Source organism: Moraxella haemolytica (assembly GCF_030177935.1).
Taxonomy (GTDB): domain Bacteria; phylum Pseudomonadota; class Gammaproteobacteria; order Pseudomonadales; family Moraxellaceae; genus Moraxella; species Moraxella haemolytica.
Window position 1 is genome coordinate 619,682 of sequence record NZ_CP089974.1, and the last position, 15,230, is coordinate 634,911.

A 15,230-nucleotide genomic window follows, 5' to 3' on the forward strand; every position below is an offset into this window, starting at 1 on the left:
CATGTCAAATATTACTCATGAAATTGTTGAAAAAAACACAGGCTTACTGGTTGTCTTTATTGTCATTGCAATTAGTTTTGCAACCTTGGTTGAGCTAATCCCACTGATTTATGACACCAATGCACCCAATCAAGGTGGTGTAAACAAACCTTTGCCAAATATGCGTCCTTGGACAGCACTTGAGCTGGAGGGGAGAGATGTTTATATCCGTGAGGGTTGTCATGTTTGCCACACTCAAATGGTTCGTCCACTTCGTGCTGAAGTGGAACGCTATGGACCATATAGCCGTGCAGCAGAATCCACTTGGGATCATCCGTTCCTATGGGGTTCTAAGCGTACTGGCCCTGACTTGGCTCGTGTAGGTGGTCGTTATTCAGACCAGTGGCACAAAGACCACTTGATTGACCCACGCTCTGTTGTGCCTCAATCCGTGATGCCTTCATATCCTTGGCTTGCTAAGAATGAAGTTGATGGCGTAAAAGTACAGCAAAAAATGCGTATCTTTAAAGATCGTTTTGGTTTGCCTTACACTGAAGAAGACATTGCAGCAGCACCTGACCAAGTTCAGGGAGCGACCGAGCTTGATGCATTGGTTGCTTACCTGCAACAACTTGGTATTGCAATGCAGGGTCAACGCTAATGAACTGGGGCGTTTTACATAGTATTGCAACCGTTGCGGCTTTTATTGCCTTTATCGGGATTGCATGGTGGGCGTACTCGCCTAAGAATAAAAAACGCTTTGAAGAAGATGCACAACTTGCGCTTGATGACAAGAATTTCTTGTCATCGCACGAGCGCACTAAGGATATACAATGAGCTTTTTTTGGGGTTCTTGGATTACTGTCCTATCACTTGCTTGCTGGTTATTTATCTTCAGCGTACTTGTGTGGACATTAAAATCTAAACCTGTCTTAGAAGAAGATGAAACGACAGGGCATTCATACGATGGTATTAGAGAGTATGACAAGCCATTACCAAAATGGTGGCTGGTTATCTTCTTTGGTACACTAATTTGGGGTTTGGGCTATTTTGTGCTATTCCCCGCTATTCAGCCAAATGTCTGGAAGGGCATTACAACGGTTGAGGTTGATGGTCAAGAAGTGCCTTGGACATCAGAAAACGAACTTAACAGCCAGCTACAAGCCAACAATAAAGTATTTACTGAAAACTTTGAACAAGGCATTTTGGCAAATGCAGGTGCAACTGAAGCAGTTGCTGTACTAGCAAAACTTAATGAATTACAAGCTCATAAAAAAGACGAAGCTGAACCATCAAAAGAGCTTCAAGACCAAATTGATGAGCAAGTAAAATTGCTAGCACCTTATGTGGATAAACTTTCAGCCGATCCTGAGGCACTAAAAGCAGGTAGCCGCCTATTCTTGCAAAACTGTGCATTATGTCATGGCTCGAACGCTAAAGGTTCTTTGGGTTATCCAGACCTAACGGATAATGACTGGCTATATGGCGGTGAGGCGGAGAATATCCTAATTACTATTCATAATGGTCGTGTGGGTGCGATGGCGGCATGGCAAAAGCAACTGGGTGAATCTGGTGTGCGTGCCGCTGCTGATTATGTGCTTAGCATCTCTGGCAACCAAAACGGCTATGATTTAAATGCAGCCACTGTTGCTCAAGGCAAAGCCATCTTTGAAGCAAACTGCGTGCTGTGCCATGGTTCTGATGCTAAAGGTATGACCGCAATAGGTGCACCGAACTTAACTGATGATATTTGGTTATTTGGTGGAGACCGTGAGTCTGTCCGTACTACCATCCGTCATGGTCGTTCTGGTGTGATGCCTGAATGGCAGACCAAGTTGGGTAATGAGCGTATCATGTTGCTTGCAGCTTATGTGCGTTCACTGTCGCAAAACCCAACAGAATAACACGCTGTTATTAAAAAAGAGCCGTTAATCGGCTCTTTTTTGGTTTCTGATTAAAAAGCAAGTACCGCCCCTGATTAACCAAAGTGATTGACAATAAACAAAAAACAATCAGAGTGTTTATTCTGATTGTTTTTTGTGGCTGACTGAATTATTTTTTAAGAGATTTTTTGGTTTTGGCTGTAGATGGCGGCCTGCAGCCAAATATTAGCTTGGATATAGTCATGCACCTTAATTTTTTGTGTGTCATCGGTGGTAACTGCAGCGATACGCACCACCAGAGGACTGGCATCAGGCTCACGCAAAATTACCACATCAAATAAGGTGATGTCTTTATTAAAAAACTGAGTTTGGCTAATGCCAAGTACCTGACCTTGACACCAAGCCTCATCTTCTTGACCAAAAGTGTCGCCAAAAAGATAAATACAGCTGTGTCCAAAGTTAATCTCAACAGGGGCGAGCGTCTCACCATCATCAAGATTGGGCTGCCATGCACGAATTTTATCATCAATATCATCAGGAACGTGACCGCCATTTTGACTGACAATGTCATTAAATGCACGATGATAGCGAATGGCAACAGGGTCTTCTACCAAGATGGTTTCGTCTTGATTGCTTGGTTCAATATGGTATGCCCATGCACTAAAATTGACATAGTAGGTTTTTGGGGTTTTGTATTCTGTACGGTTGACGGCATACAGTTGGTCAAAAGCGTAGATTGTTGCACCATCTTTGGTCTTTAGGCGTAAAATGGCGTCTGAGGTCTTTTCACAGCGGATGATGCGTTCTATGTGGCATTCTATTCCGTACGGACTATTGACCGCAGGAAAAGCGTTCACAAATGCTTTTGGTATACCATCTTCTAGACTTAAGATTTGTTTGATGTGGCAAGGTGTATCATTGGCAATCAGTATCTTGTTATCTGATGCATGACTTTGGGCCAATCCACTAGATAGGTGGGCTGTCTCAAGCATTGACTGTAGCCAGTTGGGAACATCTTGATTGATGTCATCGGTCAAGATTGCCCAGTGGTCGCCATGCCCTGCGTTTTGATCGCAAGGCAAATCCACTTTAGCGGGTGGCATTTCATGTTTGTAAGTATAACGCATTTGGTTCATACAATATTCTCAAAAGATATTTTTAAAATTTACCATTTAGATAGGGAGTTTATCTAAAAAATCAAGACAAAAACTTATCTAAAACTCATCTGATGTGTCATTTTATATAAAACCATCAAAATATGTATCAAAATCATCATTGTTAGCGACTCGCTGTGAATTTGTGATGTTAATTTGTGCTAAATGGTGTAAACTATGGCGATTATTCATTAAGAGAAAGTTGATTATGTTTCGTCCATTAGCGTTATTTATTGGGCTAAGATATACAAAAGCTGAGCACAAAAAAGGGTTTATCTCTTTTATTTCGCTCATCTCTATGATCGGCTTAGCATTGGGCGTGGCAGTACTTATTACGGTATTGTCGGTGATGAATGGCTTTGACCGTGAGATGAAAACTCGTATCTTGGGTATGATTCCGCAGGCGTCGGTGATTTCCTATGGAATCATTCCGGATTGGCAAGATTTATCCGACAAAATCATCAAGCAAGATCGAGGGCAAAATATCAAGGCAACCGCCCCCTTTATCCACCTGCAGGGCATGGTAGCAGCCAATGGGCAGGTCGCTCCTGTGATGATATCAGGCATTGAGCCAGAATATGAAAAGCAAGTTTCTATCGTAGATAATCATATGACCAAAGGTAGTTTTGATGATCTAAAAGCAGGTGAGTTTGGTATCGTATTGGGCAAGAGTACAGCAGATGGATTGGGTCTTGATGTGGGTGATAAAGTAACGCTTGTGCTTCCTGAAGCGTCATCATCGCTGATAGGGTTGATACCTAGATTTAAGCAGTTTACGCTTGTTGGGACTTTTAATATTGGTAAAGATGTAGATGGTGTGCTAGGCTTTGTGGCGATGCGTGATGCTGGTGTGATGCTAAGGCTGCCTGAAGGGGCACAGGGGATACGCTTGCTGATGCACGATGTCTTTAAGGCACCTGTTGCTGCTAATGAAGCGGCCAAACTCGATGATAATCTGTATCCTGATGATTGGACAAGCACTCATGGCAATCTATTTAATGCAGTTAAAATGGAAAAGTCTATCATCGGATTACTGCTGTTTTTGGTGGTGATTGTTGCGGCGTTTAATATCGTTTCAAGCCTTGTGATGTTGGTTACTGATAAAAAATCAGACATTGCCATCTTAAAGACTTTTGGGGCATCATCTAAGCTAATCATGCAGGTATTTTTGGTGCAAGGCATGATTATTGGCGTGATTGGTACGGTTGTGGGTACGATTTTGGGTGTGGTGCTTGCCTTGAGTGTTAATGACATTGTTAACTTTTTAAGCGGTTTATTTGGTGTAACTTTAATGCCGGCAGGTGCGTATCCTGTGGATTTTTTACCATCAGAGGTTCAGGTACTTGATATTGTAGTCATCGTTTTGGCATCGTTTCTATTAAGTTTTGTTATGACCATTTATCCTGCACTGCGTGCATCTCGCATTCAGCCGGCACAAACATTGCGTTATGAATAAGGAGATGGCATGAGCATTATTTTGCAGGCAAAAAATATCACAAAAACTTATGATGAAGGACGGATTCAAACCACTGTATTGACTGGGTTGGATTTAACCATTTGCAAAGGTGAACGAGTCTCTATTGTTGGTAGCAGTGGTTCAGGAAAAAGCACGCTGCTACACCTGTTGGGTGGTCTAGATACTCCAACGGCAGGAGAGGTATGGTTGCAAGGCAAATGTCTAAATCAGCTCAACGAAACAGAGCGTGGTGATTTGCGTAATCAGCATTTGGGATTTATTTATCAATTTCATCATCTGTTGGCAGAATTTACTGCTACCGAAAATGTCGCCATGCCCATGCTGATGCGTGCTAATGTTCCCATCGGTGAGGTACACAAGAGGGCTAATCGTCTGCTTGAGCGTGTGGGACTTTCACATCGCATGCACCATAGACCAAGCGAGCTTTCGGGTGGTGAGCGTCAGCGAGTAGCCATAGCTAGAGCATTGATTACCAATCCTGCACTCATTTTGGCAGATGAACCGACCGGCAATCTAGATGATTACAATGCCAATGCTGTTTTTGAGTTGTTGTCAGAGTTGCAACATGATTTTGGTACGGCATTACTTATGGTAACACATGATAGAAATCTGGCAGCTAGGGCGGATAGACAGCTTGAGATGCGTGGTGGTCAGTGGGTTTGATGAAGTAGCTGAACGCTTAACAAAAACGCCTTTAAAGAGGCGTTTTTGTTTTATTCGGTGGTGCTTAAATAGAAAAATCTTCAGGGTTGTTATCTGTTTGAGATTTGGCATCTCTGAGTTTATGACCTTTTTGGGTGCGAAATCTGGGGGCTTTGGTGTTGTAGCCTAAGCGTTTTTGCCAACTATTAACGATGTAGTACTGCCATAATACTCGAAATAACAGCCCTAGAACGGCACTGGTGATGATGCCACATACAACCAAACCCAATGTGAATGCTTTGAGTGAAAATAGGTGATTAGCAAAAGGGTTGACACCATTTCCTGTTACCCAAAGACTAAAGTCTGAGATGACAATCCCAATAGTGCGAATACCAATCATCGGTTCACCCAATAAGAACGCCCCTACATAATAAGATGCCCAAAATACAGGAATGGTGGTTAAAGGATTGGTAATCCAAGTTAGGGCAATTGCCATTGGTATGTTGGCTCGCAGTAACAGTGCTCCGATGATAGCAAGGGGCATCTGACCTGGCAAGGGAAAAAATGCACACAGTACACCAATGTATACCGCTCGTGTCAATGCACCACGGTTCATGTGCCATGGGCGAGGGTCGGCGATGAATGGAGCAAACCACCCCATGATTCTACTTTCACTCAACTTTTCTGGCGTGGGTAGCCATTTTTGTAATTTTTTCTTGGGCATAACGACAATCTAAAAGTTAAGAACAGCCATCAATGACGGATGTTATCTAAAGAATATTATAACAAAAAAACTAAACGCAGAGATGGTCGGTATCCTTGTTAATCATTGTTTTTTGTATATGAGCTTTATATCAATATAAAAAACAAAGAAGTAAATTATCCAATTCTAGCATACCATGACACATAAAGACAAATAAATTGCAGTCTTTATGGTTTGAAAAAATACTTTAAAAATAACTACTTGATATCATAAAAGAGTTCTGCAAGCATGATCAAGGTGTGATAAAATGCCAATATTGATCAACAACCATCAAAATATAGAAGTGATACAACGATGAGTGATAAAATTCAGATTAACCATCCAAAACCTAGTAAAAAACCCACTAAAAAAGCCTTGATCTGGATTGACCTTGAGATGACGGGGTTGGATACTCAAAATGATGAGATTATTGAGATTGCCACCATTGTTACTGATGATCAACTTAATATTTTGGCAGAAGGTCCTGTGATTGCTATTAAGGTGTCAGATATTGTGCTAAACGGCATGGATGACTGGAATAAAAAGCAACACGGTCAATCAGGTTTGATTGACAGAGTGCGTCGTAGCACAATGACGCTAATGGATGCGGAAAATGCGACACTGGAGTTTCTCGCCAAGTGGTGCGATGAGGGTGTATCTCCAATGTGCGGCAACTCAATTTGCCAAGACAGACGCTTTTTGGCACGCCAAATGCCACGACTTGAACGGTATTTTCATTATCGCAATCTAGATGTATCAAGCATCAAAGAGCTATGCTATCGTTGGCGTCCTGATGTGGCAAGCGGATATCAAAAGGGTGGGGCTCATTTGGCATTAGATGATATTCGTGATTCTATTCGTGAGCTTCGTCATTACAAGGCGTATTTTTTTAAATTGCTGGATTGATGAGTGAAATTGTGTGGTGCAATCCATTTCCGCTTTAGCCACCGAATAAAAAACCGCCTTTTTTGATGATGGGCGGTTTTTTGCAAACAGGTTCTTAAATGCTTTTAACATTTAGTGTGTTTTAACAAAGATTTTAAGAATTATTTTTTAATATTGGTGTATTTTTCAAAGTTCTTGATGTAGTCGTCTAGGTTGTCAGACAGCATTTGTTGGTATTGGGCGGTGTAAAATTTGATGATGTCATCTTTTTCTTTTTCAAAATCACTTGCTTTAGTAAAGCCAATGGAAGCGACAGATGCACTATAACGAGCTGACGCATATAGTAAAGATGAGCCAACTTGACCTGCGTGTGATTGTGGAGATAGCTGACTGTTGGCAAGGTTGATAAACGCATCGGCACGCTCATAAAAAGCATTGACTTGAGCTTGAAACTCTTCAGGACTTAGGTTGGGCTTATTGGTTTGTTCGCTCATGAGATTTTCCTGTTGGGCTTATTGATTTAAAACGCTTGTTGGTTTGTTTGGTATCAAGACTGATAAGATTAAAATCATGTCATATCAAGAAGGTAACAACCAAAAGATGATGGAGTGCAAAAGTAATGCATTACGCTTGTGATATATTACGATGATTGCCAAAATTACAAGATTAGCTAATACTGAGCTAAAACATGATAACTTTGGCAATATTATCTGTATCTAACTATAGACCTGCATCTGCTCGTAGAGCTTCAGCACGATCGGTTTTTTCCCAAGTAAAGGCATTATCTGAGCCTGTACGCCCAAAATGCCCATAACTGGCGGTAATTTCGTACATTGGTTGCAATAAGTCTAGCATGCGTGTGATGCCATAAGGGCGTAGGTCAAAATGTACACGAATCAAGCGTTCTATTTCTTGGTCGCTGATTTTGCCAGTATTAAAGGTATTGACCGAGATAGAAGTTGGTTCTGCCACACCAATGGCATAAGATACCTGCACCTCGCAGCGGTCAGCCAGACCTGCAGCCACGATATTTTTGGCGACATAGCGACCTGCATAAGCAGCACTTCTATCTACCTTGCTTGGATCTTTACCAGAGAATGCACCACCGCCATGGCGTGCCATGCCACCATAAGTGTCCACGATAATCTTGCGACCTGTCAGGCCGGCATCACCCACAGGACCACCGATGACAAATTTGCCTGTTGGGTTGATGTGGTACAGTGTGTCTTTATGCAGTAGTTCGCTTGGAATAATAGGTTTAATGATTTCTTCCATCACAGCCTCTTTTAGGGCAGTGTGGCTGATGTCTGGATTGTGCTGAGTGGACAAAACCAGAGCATCTACAGCAATAGGTTTGTGATGGGCGTCATAACGCAAGGTAACTTGTGCTTTGGCATCTGGGCGAAGCCAACTTAGTGTACCATCTTTACGAAGTTGGGCTTGACGCTCCATCAAGCGATGGCTTAGTTGAATGGGTGCAGGCATCAGTACATCAGTCTCATTTGTGGCGTAGCCAAACATTAAGCCTTGATCGCCTGCCCCTTGGTCTTCTGGACGACTTCTATCCACGCCTTGGGCGATTTCTGGCGACTGTTTGCCAATCATGTTAATAACCGCACAGCTATTGCCATCAAAGCCCAAATCAGAATGATTATAGCCGATTTTATTGACGGTAGCACGCACAATACCTTCAACATCAATATCAGCATGCGTGCTGATCTCGCCTGCTAAAACAATTGCCCCTGTCTTAGTAAGGGTTTCGCAAGCGACACGAGCGTCTTTATCTTGGGTTAAAATGGCATCAAGTAGAGCGTCTGAGATTTGGTCTGCCATCTTATCTGGATGACCTTCAGAGACGGATTCTGAGGTAAATACTTGGTAGTTCATAGATAATCACTTATAAAAATAGATAAAAAATTATGCGAATTTTGGTGGCTTTTCTAGGCTTGACAAAATGGTCTGATGACCGAACGCACAAGGTGGACTGCGTTTGTGTTTATTGTGCAAATATCAATGTACACAATACAAATAAAATCACAAGGCATTTGGTGGAAAATTATAAGATATTTTTAATAAAATTACCAATGAATATTTTTTTATATTTGAGTGGGCTTAAAGGAAGGGTCTTGGTGGTTTTAGTTGAGTCTAAATTGATTGGGTTTTTTGAAAGTTGTAAAATTATTAAGCCTAAGGGTTTGGTTTGCCAGATTAATCTTGGTCTTCTTTTCAGCCAGCAGTGTTTCGTTGTGTTTGCGTAGGCGTTCTATTTCTGCTTGTGCCGCTTGAAACTGCTCGGCTGTGATTTGGGTTTCTTGATTGTTTTCGTCTGTCATGGGTTACTACCTATGTTATGCAATTACAAATTGCGGACAATAAAAAACCCTTGCAAATTGCAAGGGTTTTTGAGATTAAAGGTTAAAGTGCGAACTACATCGCCATCATTTGCTTGTAGGCGTTAATTTTGCTTTGACGCAAGGATTCTATCTCGGACTTCGTCAATGCTTTTACCTGAATTGATGATGAATTTAGCTTCCCACTCGGTGAGTTTTGAGAAGTCGTAGCCGAATGTTTGTTGCCAGAATGGTTCAAGTGTGCCATATTTTTCTCTCAAAGTGGTTAAAGTATCACTACCAAGCCGTAGTTGTGCTGAATATTGTTTTCCAGTTAAGGCATATACACCAATCACGGTTGCACCGCTTTGTTCAATATGTCCCTTAAATGAAGCAAGTGTGCCACCTTGTGTTTGAGTATCATCGACCATTATAACATAATTACCCTTTGGTATGCTACCGTCAAAAAATGGTGGATTCGCCAATCTGTGCCAACCATCGCCCCCTGTGCGAGAGACTTTGACCGCTTGCACAACATTTAAATCCACTTGTCCACCAATCTTCTTTGCCAAAACCGTTGCTACAGCCACAGGTATCATATTTCGTCCTGTACTTTCTTCGGCGTGAACAGGGGCAAAAACAACTACTTTGTTGCCAATTAGGTCTTTTAATTTTTGAACTGCCTCATCACTGACCAAATCTTGTGCTAGCCTATAAGCACTAACCACATCGCCAGCTTTGGCTTGTTCATAAAGCAAATGACTGGTCGCATCGCCAAGTTTTCTATCAATAATGGTATTGGGTAAATCCCCCCAATCGGTGCGTGTCATAGACAATACTCTATCTTTTGTATTGTCTAATTTTAACACAGCACCAAACGCCTTTTCAAACATCACAGGCTCAAGCTCTCTCATCTGCTCCAAAGTCAAAGGCGTAAAGTTTTTATCCAGTTGCAAGGATTTAAACTTTTCTATACTCATACCACCATCACGAAACAGCTTACCCCGTGTCTTGCCTAATACCTCGTCTTGATAATGGGCTGGTTGGTTTTTTAGCCATTCATAATAGGTCTGATTTTCTACCACGCCATGCTCGCTTGCACGCTGTTTTGGAGCGATATAGCCGTCATAGATGATTTCAAAGCTACTTCTACAATTAAAGTGATAAGGCGGATAAGTGGCTTTATCTAAGGTCATTACCACACCGTCCAAATGGCGACAAATGGGGCTGGTGCGTCTGTCTAAGGTTGCGATGACCTTAATGCCTTTGATGATGTCTTTGTTATCGTTGATAAAGGCTTGCTTTGCCTCACTTGCCATTATCGCCGTGCCTGTATGGGCAAGGGTTTTGGCGTGTCTTGTGCTGATATTCAAAATACCGTCTTGATAGCGATTGGCACGACTGCCCCTTATCATCTGAATTAATTTGGCATTATCTAGGCTTTCGCTATGGGCTAGGCGTATGGCACGGATAATCCGCTCGCTTTCATTTTCGCCAAATGATTTGGTTAATTCTTCTAAAGTTATCCCCACATTGGCAGTTAAATTTAAAGGCTTATTAAATGCTTTATCAGCATAAGCTGTTAATGATTTTGGTGTGTTTAAACGCTTTTTAAAGGCTGTGTAAGTTTGATGATGTACTTGATAGCGATGACCAAACAATCCACGCCAGTTGCTTTTTAAACCATCCATGTACGCTTTAAACAAGCCTTGTAGTTCTTTATCAGCATTGGTTAAGACTTGCTTGATTTCACGAGCGTTTAGGCTTTTGACTTCATGGTTGAAGATTGTTTTGGAAATGGTTGGTTGATTGAATTTAGGGTTTTGCTGTGGTTATGATGGATGATTAACTGAATGATTGGTCATAAGACTGGTTTTTGATTTTATTTTTTCATGAGTGCTAAAGCCACTGATAAAGCAAGTATTTGCACGGCAATGATGAGCATAACTGTAAGCCACCATTGCCCATGTGCGTAGGCAATGCCACACGCCCACGCACCAATGCCACCGCCACCATAGTAGCCCATATAGTATAGTCCAGAGGCGAGTGAACGCCCTTTGGTAACTTGGCTACCGATATAGCTGATGGTGGCAGACTGGGTGATGAATACCCCTGACGACATGATGGTAAGTCCTATGATGATTGCAAGCAATGGCGTGCTTAGTGTGATAATCATGCCAATAATGGAGCAGAGCACCGCCCCTATGATGACCCAAATCATGCCAAAGCGTGCAATCAGTCTGCTTGACATGGGTGTGATAATCATGCCAATAAGATATAGAGCGAAGAGATTGGCAAGATGTGAGGTGCTGAGCTGATAAGGTGCGTCCGATAAGTGCAGACCAATAAAAGTAAAACACCCCACAAGGGAGAATAGTACGCAACCACCCAAGAGACAAGCACTCATCAAGTGGCGGTTTTTGGTGTGGGAAAATAGCAATGACAGGGAGTTGGTAAAATTACCACTTTTAACAAAATGATGTGATTTTGGTAGTGTTTTAAGCACCCATATCGCCCCAATGAGTGTGCAGATTGCCATCACACCATAACCGTATCGCCAGCCGATCAGCTCGTGTAAATGCCCTGCAATAAAACGCCCACTAAATCCCCCAAGCACCGTACCTGTTACATACAAACTCATCATCTGAGTGACATGGTTGTTGTACTCTTCCCCTATATAGGCAATCAATACAACTGTAATCCCAGGTATCGTCAATCCTTGTAAGAACCGCCAAATTGACAGTTCATTGACCGACCCACTTGCACCAATCATGCCTGTGGGTATGGCAAGTAGCAGTAATGAACCGACAATAAACACCTTGCGACCGAAGGCATCTGATAGCATTCCCATAAAAGGCGAGATAAGGGCGATGGCAAGTACGGTTGCACCTACCGCCACACCAATGGCAACTTCTGAAGCATGAAAATCTGCCATCAAGGTCGGCAAAATCGCTTGCACCGAATACACTTGTAAAAAGGCAAAAAAACCAATCATGGCGATGGTAAATTTTGCAGTTAGGGTAGGTGTATTATTGGTGGTCATGGCGGTGGTGAAATAAGAAGCAGGGAGTTTATTGTAGCATGATTATTCCTTATTTGTCCGATGTCAAAGGCAGAAATTTTCAACATGATGATGGATAAAAAACACCGTATACTAGGGGGATTTGTGGTACAATTTTAGCTAAGTTAACTGTTGGTTTATTTTTAATTTGTGCTTTACCCATGTGATGAGTTTGACCAATGTTAGCTTGTTTACTTTGATACCACCCAAAAGCGTTGCTATTGTAGGACCATGATGAATATAGCCATCCACCATACCCAGACCACGAGCGAACCAAACACTGTAGCACAGTTACCAGCCGACAACCATGTCATCATCATTGGTGGCGGTCAGATGGGGCTGTCTTTTGCATTGTTGTTGGCACATCATGGCATTTATAGTACGCTGATTGAGCAGGCGACTTATCCAGTCATCAGCCCTGATGACGATGTGGGTCGTACTCAATATCTAGACAGTCGCAATACGGCACTTTCACGGCGTACGGTGCAAATTTATACTGAGATTGGACTGTGGCAACAGATGCAAAGCCATGCTTGTCGTATTGATGGCGTGGAGATTAGTGAGTTGGGTAGTTTTGGGCAAGCCAGATTAGATAAGCAAGCAGAAGGTGTGGAGAGCTTTGGTCAAGTCATGGAAAATGCTTGGATGGGGCGGCAGCTACTACTGGCGGTGCAGGACAATGCATTCATCACATTGATTGATGGGGCAAGTGTGGTGGATATTCGTCAAGATGAACAGGTGGCGGCAGTTGAATTTAGCAAAGATGGGAAGAATTTGTGTTTTGATGCACCACTTGTAGTAGCTTGTGATGGCAGGGATTCGGTGTCTCGTCGCCTGCTGAATATTGATGTGGATACGCACGATTATCGGCAGGTGGGCATTGTGGGTGTGGTGCAGACGGATAAGCCACATCAGCATATTGGCATTGAGAAGTTCTCACCTGTTGGGCCTTTGGCGTTATTGCCTTTGACGGACGGTCGTGGTGATGGCAGTGATGGCACAACTCAGGGGTATCGCCGCTCGGTGGTGTTCATTTGCAAGACAGGTGAGGAGATTCGTTATCTGCAAGATGATGAGTATTTTAAGACAACATTACAACAGGTGTTTGGTGAGGATGCTGGGCGGTTTGTGGCGGTGGGTCGTCGTGGTGCTTATCCGCTTATGAAGGTGCTGGCTCATCGCCAAGTGGTGGGTCGTTGTGTGGTTATGGGCAATGCTGCTCACACTTTGCATCCTGTGGCAGGTCAGGGATTTAACCTGTGTTTAAGAGATGCTTACGCCTTAGCTGGTATGCTTGCTCATCAAAAAAAGCTCAATCCAAATTATGATTTGGGTAATTATGCCAATCTAAGAGCGTATGAAAAAGCACGGCAAACCGACCAAAAACGAGTGATTCATTTTTGTGATACGGTGGTGCATGGCTTTAGTAATAGCAATCCTGTGATGAAATTCGCTCGTAATATTGGGCTGATTGCTTTTGACAAGATTCCAGGTGTCAAACCATTAGTGGCAAGTTATGCCATGGGGCTAAAATCCTAACCATCTGATTAGAAAAATTTTTCTAAAAACCAAAAAAATACTTGCAATCTAACAAAAAATCGTTATAATACACGCCTACGGAAGCTTGGCAGAGCGGTTGAATGCACCGGTCTTGAAAACCGGCGTGGGTTTGTAGCCCACCGAGAGTTCGAATCTCTCAGCTTCCGCCATTATTCTTATTCCATCTTTGATGGATTTACCGCTTTAGGAAGCTTGGCAGAGCGGTTGAATGCACCGGTCTTGAAAACCGGCGTGGGTTTGTAGCCCACCGAGAGTTCGAATCTCTCAGCTTCCGCCATTATTAAACCACCCAAAACAAAAGGGTGGTTTTTTTATTATTCCATCGTCAGAACCTAAAAACTGTAAAATATTTGTCCAAAAGCCAAATTTACGATAGAATAAAAACTCTCATCCGTCCTTATTGATCATTGCCCATGTCTTTAATCCGTCGCCGTAAACTAACCAAAAACCAAACCCGCCAAATCCAAAAAAACCAAGATAAAATCATCGATGATGGCACGCTTGTTGGCGGAGTGATTGTTTCACATTTTGGAAGGCAGCTTGATGTACAGATTACCGAATTACCCCAGATTATTGAAGAGGGTGTAAGCCTTGCTGTTGGTGATATCTGGCGATGTCATGCTCGCACCAACTTACCAATGATGGCATCAGGCGATGGTGTAAAATTTAGCATTGATACAACGGCAAACTTAGGGCGGATTGAGGTGCTGTCTAATAGACGCACGCTGATTGCTAGACCTGACCGCTATAACAAGGTTAAGCCCATTGCTGCTAATGTAGATACCTTGGCAATCGTTTTTTCGCCGCTACCCAAGCCTGCAACCAATCTGATAGACCGTTATTTATTGATTGCCAGATTAAGTGGTGTGCAACCTTTATTGGTGCTCAATAAGGCGGATTTGTTGGCGGATTTTGCTGATGTTGAGAAGATTTATGAAGAATATCAACTACTTGGCAGTAAATACGGTTTTGAGATTATTAAGACTTCAAGTGTTACTTTGGGTGGATTAAGTGAGTTAAATGCTTACCTACAAGGTAAATTAACCATTTTTGCAGGTCAGTCAGGTGTGGGAAAATCCAGTCTCATCAATCAGTTATTGCCCAACGCCAATCAGTCCACCAACATCATCTCTGTGGGTTCTCGGTTAGGACAGCACACCACTACCACCAGTCGTTTACTGGCTTTTGATGATAGCGAGCTATCAAAGGGCGGTATCATTGACACACCCGGCATTCGTGAATACGGTATTTGGCATTTATCGGACAATGACATCATGGTGGGGTTTGATGAGCTTTATGAACGGCGAGGTCAGTGCCAATTTCGAGATTGTAATCATGCTCAAAATGCCAAAGGTTGTGCGTTTTGGCAGGCGGTATTGGCAGGCGAGATACTTGAACGCCGTGTTGAGAGTTTTAATGAATTGGTAAAAGAAGCAAAAATGAATGCGTCATCTGCCAGAAATCAATTCAAATAACTTGATAATAAAAAGTGGGGTGCTGAACTAAGCATGGCACTG

General features: G+C 42.6%; 15 protein-coding genes and 2 tRNA genes. 10 read left to right on the forward strand and 7 right to left on the reverse strand.

Annotated elements, in window-relative coordinates; all coding sequences use genetic code 11:
* The first annotated feature begins 1 nt into the window (after position 1).
* The 3 genes from ccoO to ccoP are packed head-to-tail and all read left to right on the forward strand — an operon-like array spanning position 2 to position 1,883.
* Positions 2–640, forward strand: a complete 639-nt coding sequence (gene ccoO / locus LU276_RS02910; RefSeq protein ID WP_284674173.1) for a cytochrome-c oxidase, cbb3-type subunit II — start codon at positions 2–4, stop codon at positions 638–640.
* A complete protein-coding gene (locus LU276_RS02915) occupies positions 640–816 on the forward strand; it encodes a cbb3-type cytochrome oxidase subunit 3 (RefSeq protein WP_284674174.1) in 177 nt (58 codons plus the stop codon). Before ccoO ends, LU276_RS02915 begins: the two co-directional genes overlap by 1 nt.
* The gene (ccoP, locus tag LU276_RS02920) at positions 813–1,883 is read left to right on the forward strand and encodes a cytochrome-c oxidase, cbb3-type subunit III (RefSeq protein WP_284674175.1); all 1,071 of its coding nucleotides are present in this window, start codon (positions 813–815) and stop codon (positions 1,881–1,883) included. The genes LU276_RS02915 and ccoP overlap by 4 nt, the downstream gene beginning before the upstream one ends.
* A 155-nt stretch (positions 1,884–2,038) precedes the next feature.
* Here the strand turns inward: ccoP and LU276_RS02925 are convergent, their stop codons facing one another.
* Positions 2,039–2,998: a hypothetical protein gene (locus tag LU276_RS02925; protein WP_284674176.1), complete on the reverse strand. Its 960-nt coding sequence runs from the start codon at positions 2,996–2,998 to the stop codon at positions 2,039–2,041.
* Positions 2,999–3,224: 226 nt separating this feature from the next.
* Here LU276_RS02925 and LU276_RS02930 point away from each other — a divergent pair, with 226 nt between their 5' ends.
* Both LU276_RS02930 and lolD read left to right on the forward strand, forming a co-directional pair.
* Complete coding sequence (locus LU276_RS02930; RefSeq protein ID WP_284674177.1) at positions 3,225–4,472, forward strand: lipoprotein-releasing ABC transporter permease subunit; 1,248 nt, start codon at positions 3,225–3,227, stop codon at positions 4,470–4,472.
* Between the two features lie 9 nt (positions 4,473–4,481).
* Positions 4,482–5,156 (forward strand): lipoprotein-releasing ABC transporter ATP-binding protein LolD, encoded by a 675-nt coding sequence (gene lolD / locus LU276_RS02935; protein WP_284674178.1) that lies wholly within the window; start codon positions 4,482–4,484, stop codon positions 5,154–5,156.
* Positions 5,157–5,220: 64 nt separating this feature from the next.
* Here the strand turns inward: lolD and LU276_RS02940 are convergent, their stop codons facing one another.
* Complete coding sequence (locus LU276_RS02940; RefSeq protein ID WP_284674179.1) at positions 5,221–5,859, reverse strand: DUF2062 domain-containing protein; 639 nt, start codon at positions 5,857–5,859, stop codon at positions 5,221–5,223.
* Between the two features lie 333 nt (positions 5,860–6,192).
* Between LU276_RS02940 and orn the strand changes: the two genes are divergently transcribed.
* Entirely contained in the window at positions 6,193–6,783 is a 591-nt protein-coding gene (orn, locus tag LU276_RS02945) for an oligoribonuclease (RefSeq protein WP_284674180.1), read from the forward strand.
* A gap of 140 nt (positions 6,784–6,923) precedes the next feature.
* On the opposite strand, the gene LU276_RS02950 is transcribed toward orn, so the two are convergent.
* The 5 genes from LU276_RS02950 to LU276_RS02970 form a co-directional block, all read right to left on the reverse strand.
* Positions 6,924–7,256 (reverse strand): DUF3144 domain-containing protein, encoded by a 333-nt coding sequence (locus LU276_RS02950; RefSeq protein ID WP_284674181.1) that lies wholly within the window; start codon positions 7,254–7,256, stop codon positions 6,924–6,926.
* A gap of 226 nt (positions 7,257–7,482) precedes the next feature.
* On the reverse strand, positions 7,483–8,649 hold the full coding sequence (metK, locus tag LU276_RS02955; protein ID WP_284674182.1) for a methionine adenosyltransferase: 1,167 nt from the start codon (positions 8,647–8,649) through the stop codon (positions 7,483–7,485).
* A 248-nt stretch (positions 8,650–8,897) separates the two neighbouring features.
* Positions 8,898–9,095 carry a hypothetical protein gene (locus LU276_RS02960; protein ID WP_284674183.1) on the reverse strand — a complete coding sequence of 66 codons (198 nt, stop codon included), beginning with the start codon at positions 9,093–9,095 and terminating at the stop codon, positions 8,898–8,900.
* Positions 9,096–9,217: 122 nt separating this feature from the next.
* Entirely contained in the window at positions 9,218–10,783 is a 1,566-nt protein-coding gene (locus LU276_RS02965; protein ID WP_284674184.1) for a minor capsid protein, read from the reverse strand.
* Positions 10,784–10,974: 191 nt separating this feature from the next.
* Positions 10,975–12,135 carry an MFS transporter gene (locus tag LU276_RS02970; protein WP_284674185.1) on the reverse strand — a complete coding sequence of 387 codons (1,161 nt, stop codon included), beginning with the start codon at positions 12,133–12,135 and terminating at the stop codon, positions 10,975–10,977.
* Positions 12,136–12,486: 351 nt separating this feature from the next.
* On the opposite strand from LU276_RS02970, the gene LU276_RS02975 reads away from it, so the two are divergent.
* The 4 genes from LU276_RS02975 to rsgA all read left to right on the forward strand — a co-directional run bounded on the left by LU276_RS02975 (position 12,487) and on the right by rsgA (position 15,188).
* Positions 12,487–13,692 carry an FAD-dependent monooxygenase gene (locus LU276_RS02975; RefSeq protein ID WP_418001283.1) on the forward strand — a complete coding sequence of 402 codons (1,206 nt, stop codon included), beginning with the start codon at positions 12,487–12,489 and terminating at the stop codon, positions 13,690–13,692.
* Positions 13,693–13,771: 79 nt separating this feature from the next.
* Positions 13,772–13,862 (forward strand) — tRNA-Ser (locus LU276_RS02980).
* Positions 13,863–13,899: 37 nt separating this feature from the next.
* Positions 13,900–13,990, forward strand: a tRNA-Ser gene (locus tag LU276_RS02985).
* Between the two features lie 136 nt (positions 13,991–14,126).
* Positions 14,127–15,188 (forward strand): ribosome small subunit-dependent GTPase A, encoded by a 1,062-nt coding sequence (gene rsgA / locus LU276_RS02990; protein ID WP_284674187.1) that lies wholly within the window; start codon positions 14,127–14,129, stop codon positions 15,186–15,188.
* Positions 15,189–15,230 lie beyond the last annotated feature (42 nt).

Excerpts from the sequence above, each read along its gene's own strand:
- LU276_RS02965 (WP_284674184.1), bottom strand. The coding sequence starts at position 10,783 with ATGGATGGTTTAAAAAGCAACTGGCGTGGATTGTTTGGTCATCGCTAT.
- LU276_RS02940 (WP_284674179.1), bottom strand. The coding sequence starts at position 5,859 with ATGCCCAAGAAAAAATTACAAAAATGGCTACCCACGCCAGAAAAGTTG.
- LU276_RS02925 (WP_284674176.1), bottom strand. The coding sequence starts at position 2,998 with ATGAACCAAATGCGTTATACTTACAAACATGAAATGCCACCCGCTAAA.
- orn (WP_284674180.1), top strand. The coding sequence starts at position 6,193 with ATGAGTGATAAAATTCAGATTAACCATCCAAAACCTAGTAAAAAACCC.
- lolD (WP_284674178.1), top strand. The coding sequence starts at position 4,482 with ATGAGCATTATTTTGCAGGCAAAAAATATCACAAAAACTTATGATGAA.
- rsgA (WP_284674187.1), top strand. The coding sequence starts at position 14,127 with ATGTCTTTAATCCGTCGCCGTAAACTAACCAAAAACCAAACCCGCCAA.
- metK (WP_284674182.1), bottom strand. The coding sequence starts at position 8,649 with ATGAACTACCAAGTATTTACCTCAGAATCCGTCTCTGAAGGTCATCCA.
- LU276_RS02960 (WP_284674183.1), bottom strand. The coding sequence starts at position 9,095 with ATGACAGACGAAAACAATCAAGAAACCCAAATCACAGCCGAGCAGTTT.
- ccoP (WP_284674175.1), top strand. The coding sequence starts at position 813 with ATGAGCTTTTTTTGGGGTTCTTGGATTACTGTCCTATCACTTGCTTGC.
- ccoO (WP_284674173.1), top strand. The coding sequence starts at position 2 with ATGTCAAATATTACTCATGAAATTGTTGAAAAAAACACAGGCTTACTG.
- LU276_RS02915 (WP_284674174.1), top strand. The coding sequence starts at position 640 with ATGAACTGGGGCGTTTTACATAGTATTGCAACCGTTGCGGCTTTTATT.
- LU276_RS02975 (WP_418001283.1), top strand. The coding sequence starts at position 12,487 with ATGGGGCTGTCTTTTGCATTGTTGTTGGCACATCATGGCATTTATAGT.
- LU276_RS02950 (WP_284674181.1), bottom strand. The coding sequence starts at position 7,256 with ATGAGCGAACAAACCAATAAGCCCAACCTAAGTCCTGAAGAGTTTCAA.
- LU276_RS02930 (WP_284674177.1), top strand. The coding sequence starts at position 3,225 with ATGTTTCGTCCATTAGCGTTATTTATTGGGCTAAGATATACAAAAGCT.
- LU276_RS02970 (WP_284674185.1), bottom strand. The coding sequence starts at position 12,135 with ATGACCACCAATAATACACCTACCCTAACTGCAAAATTTACCATCGCC.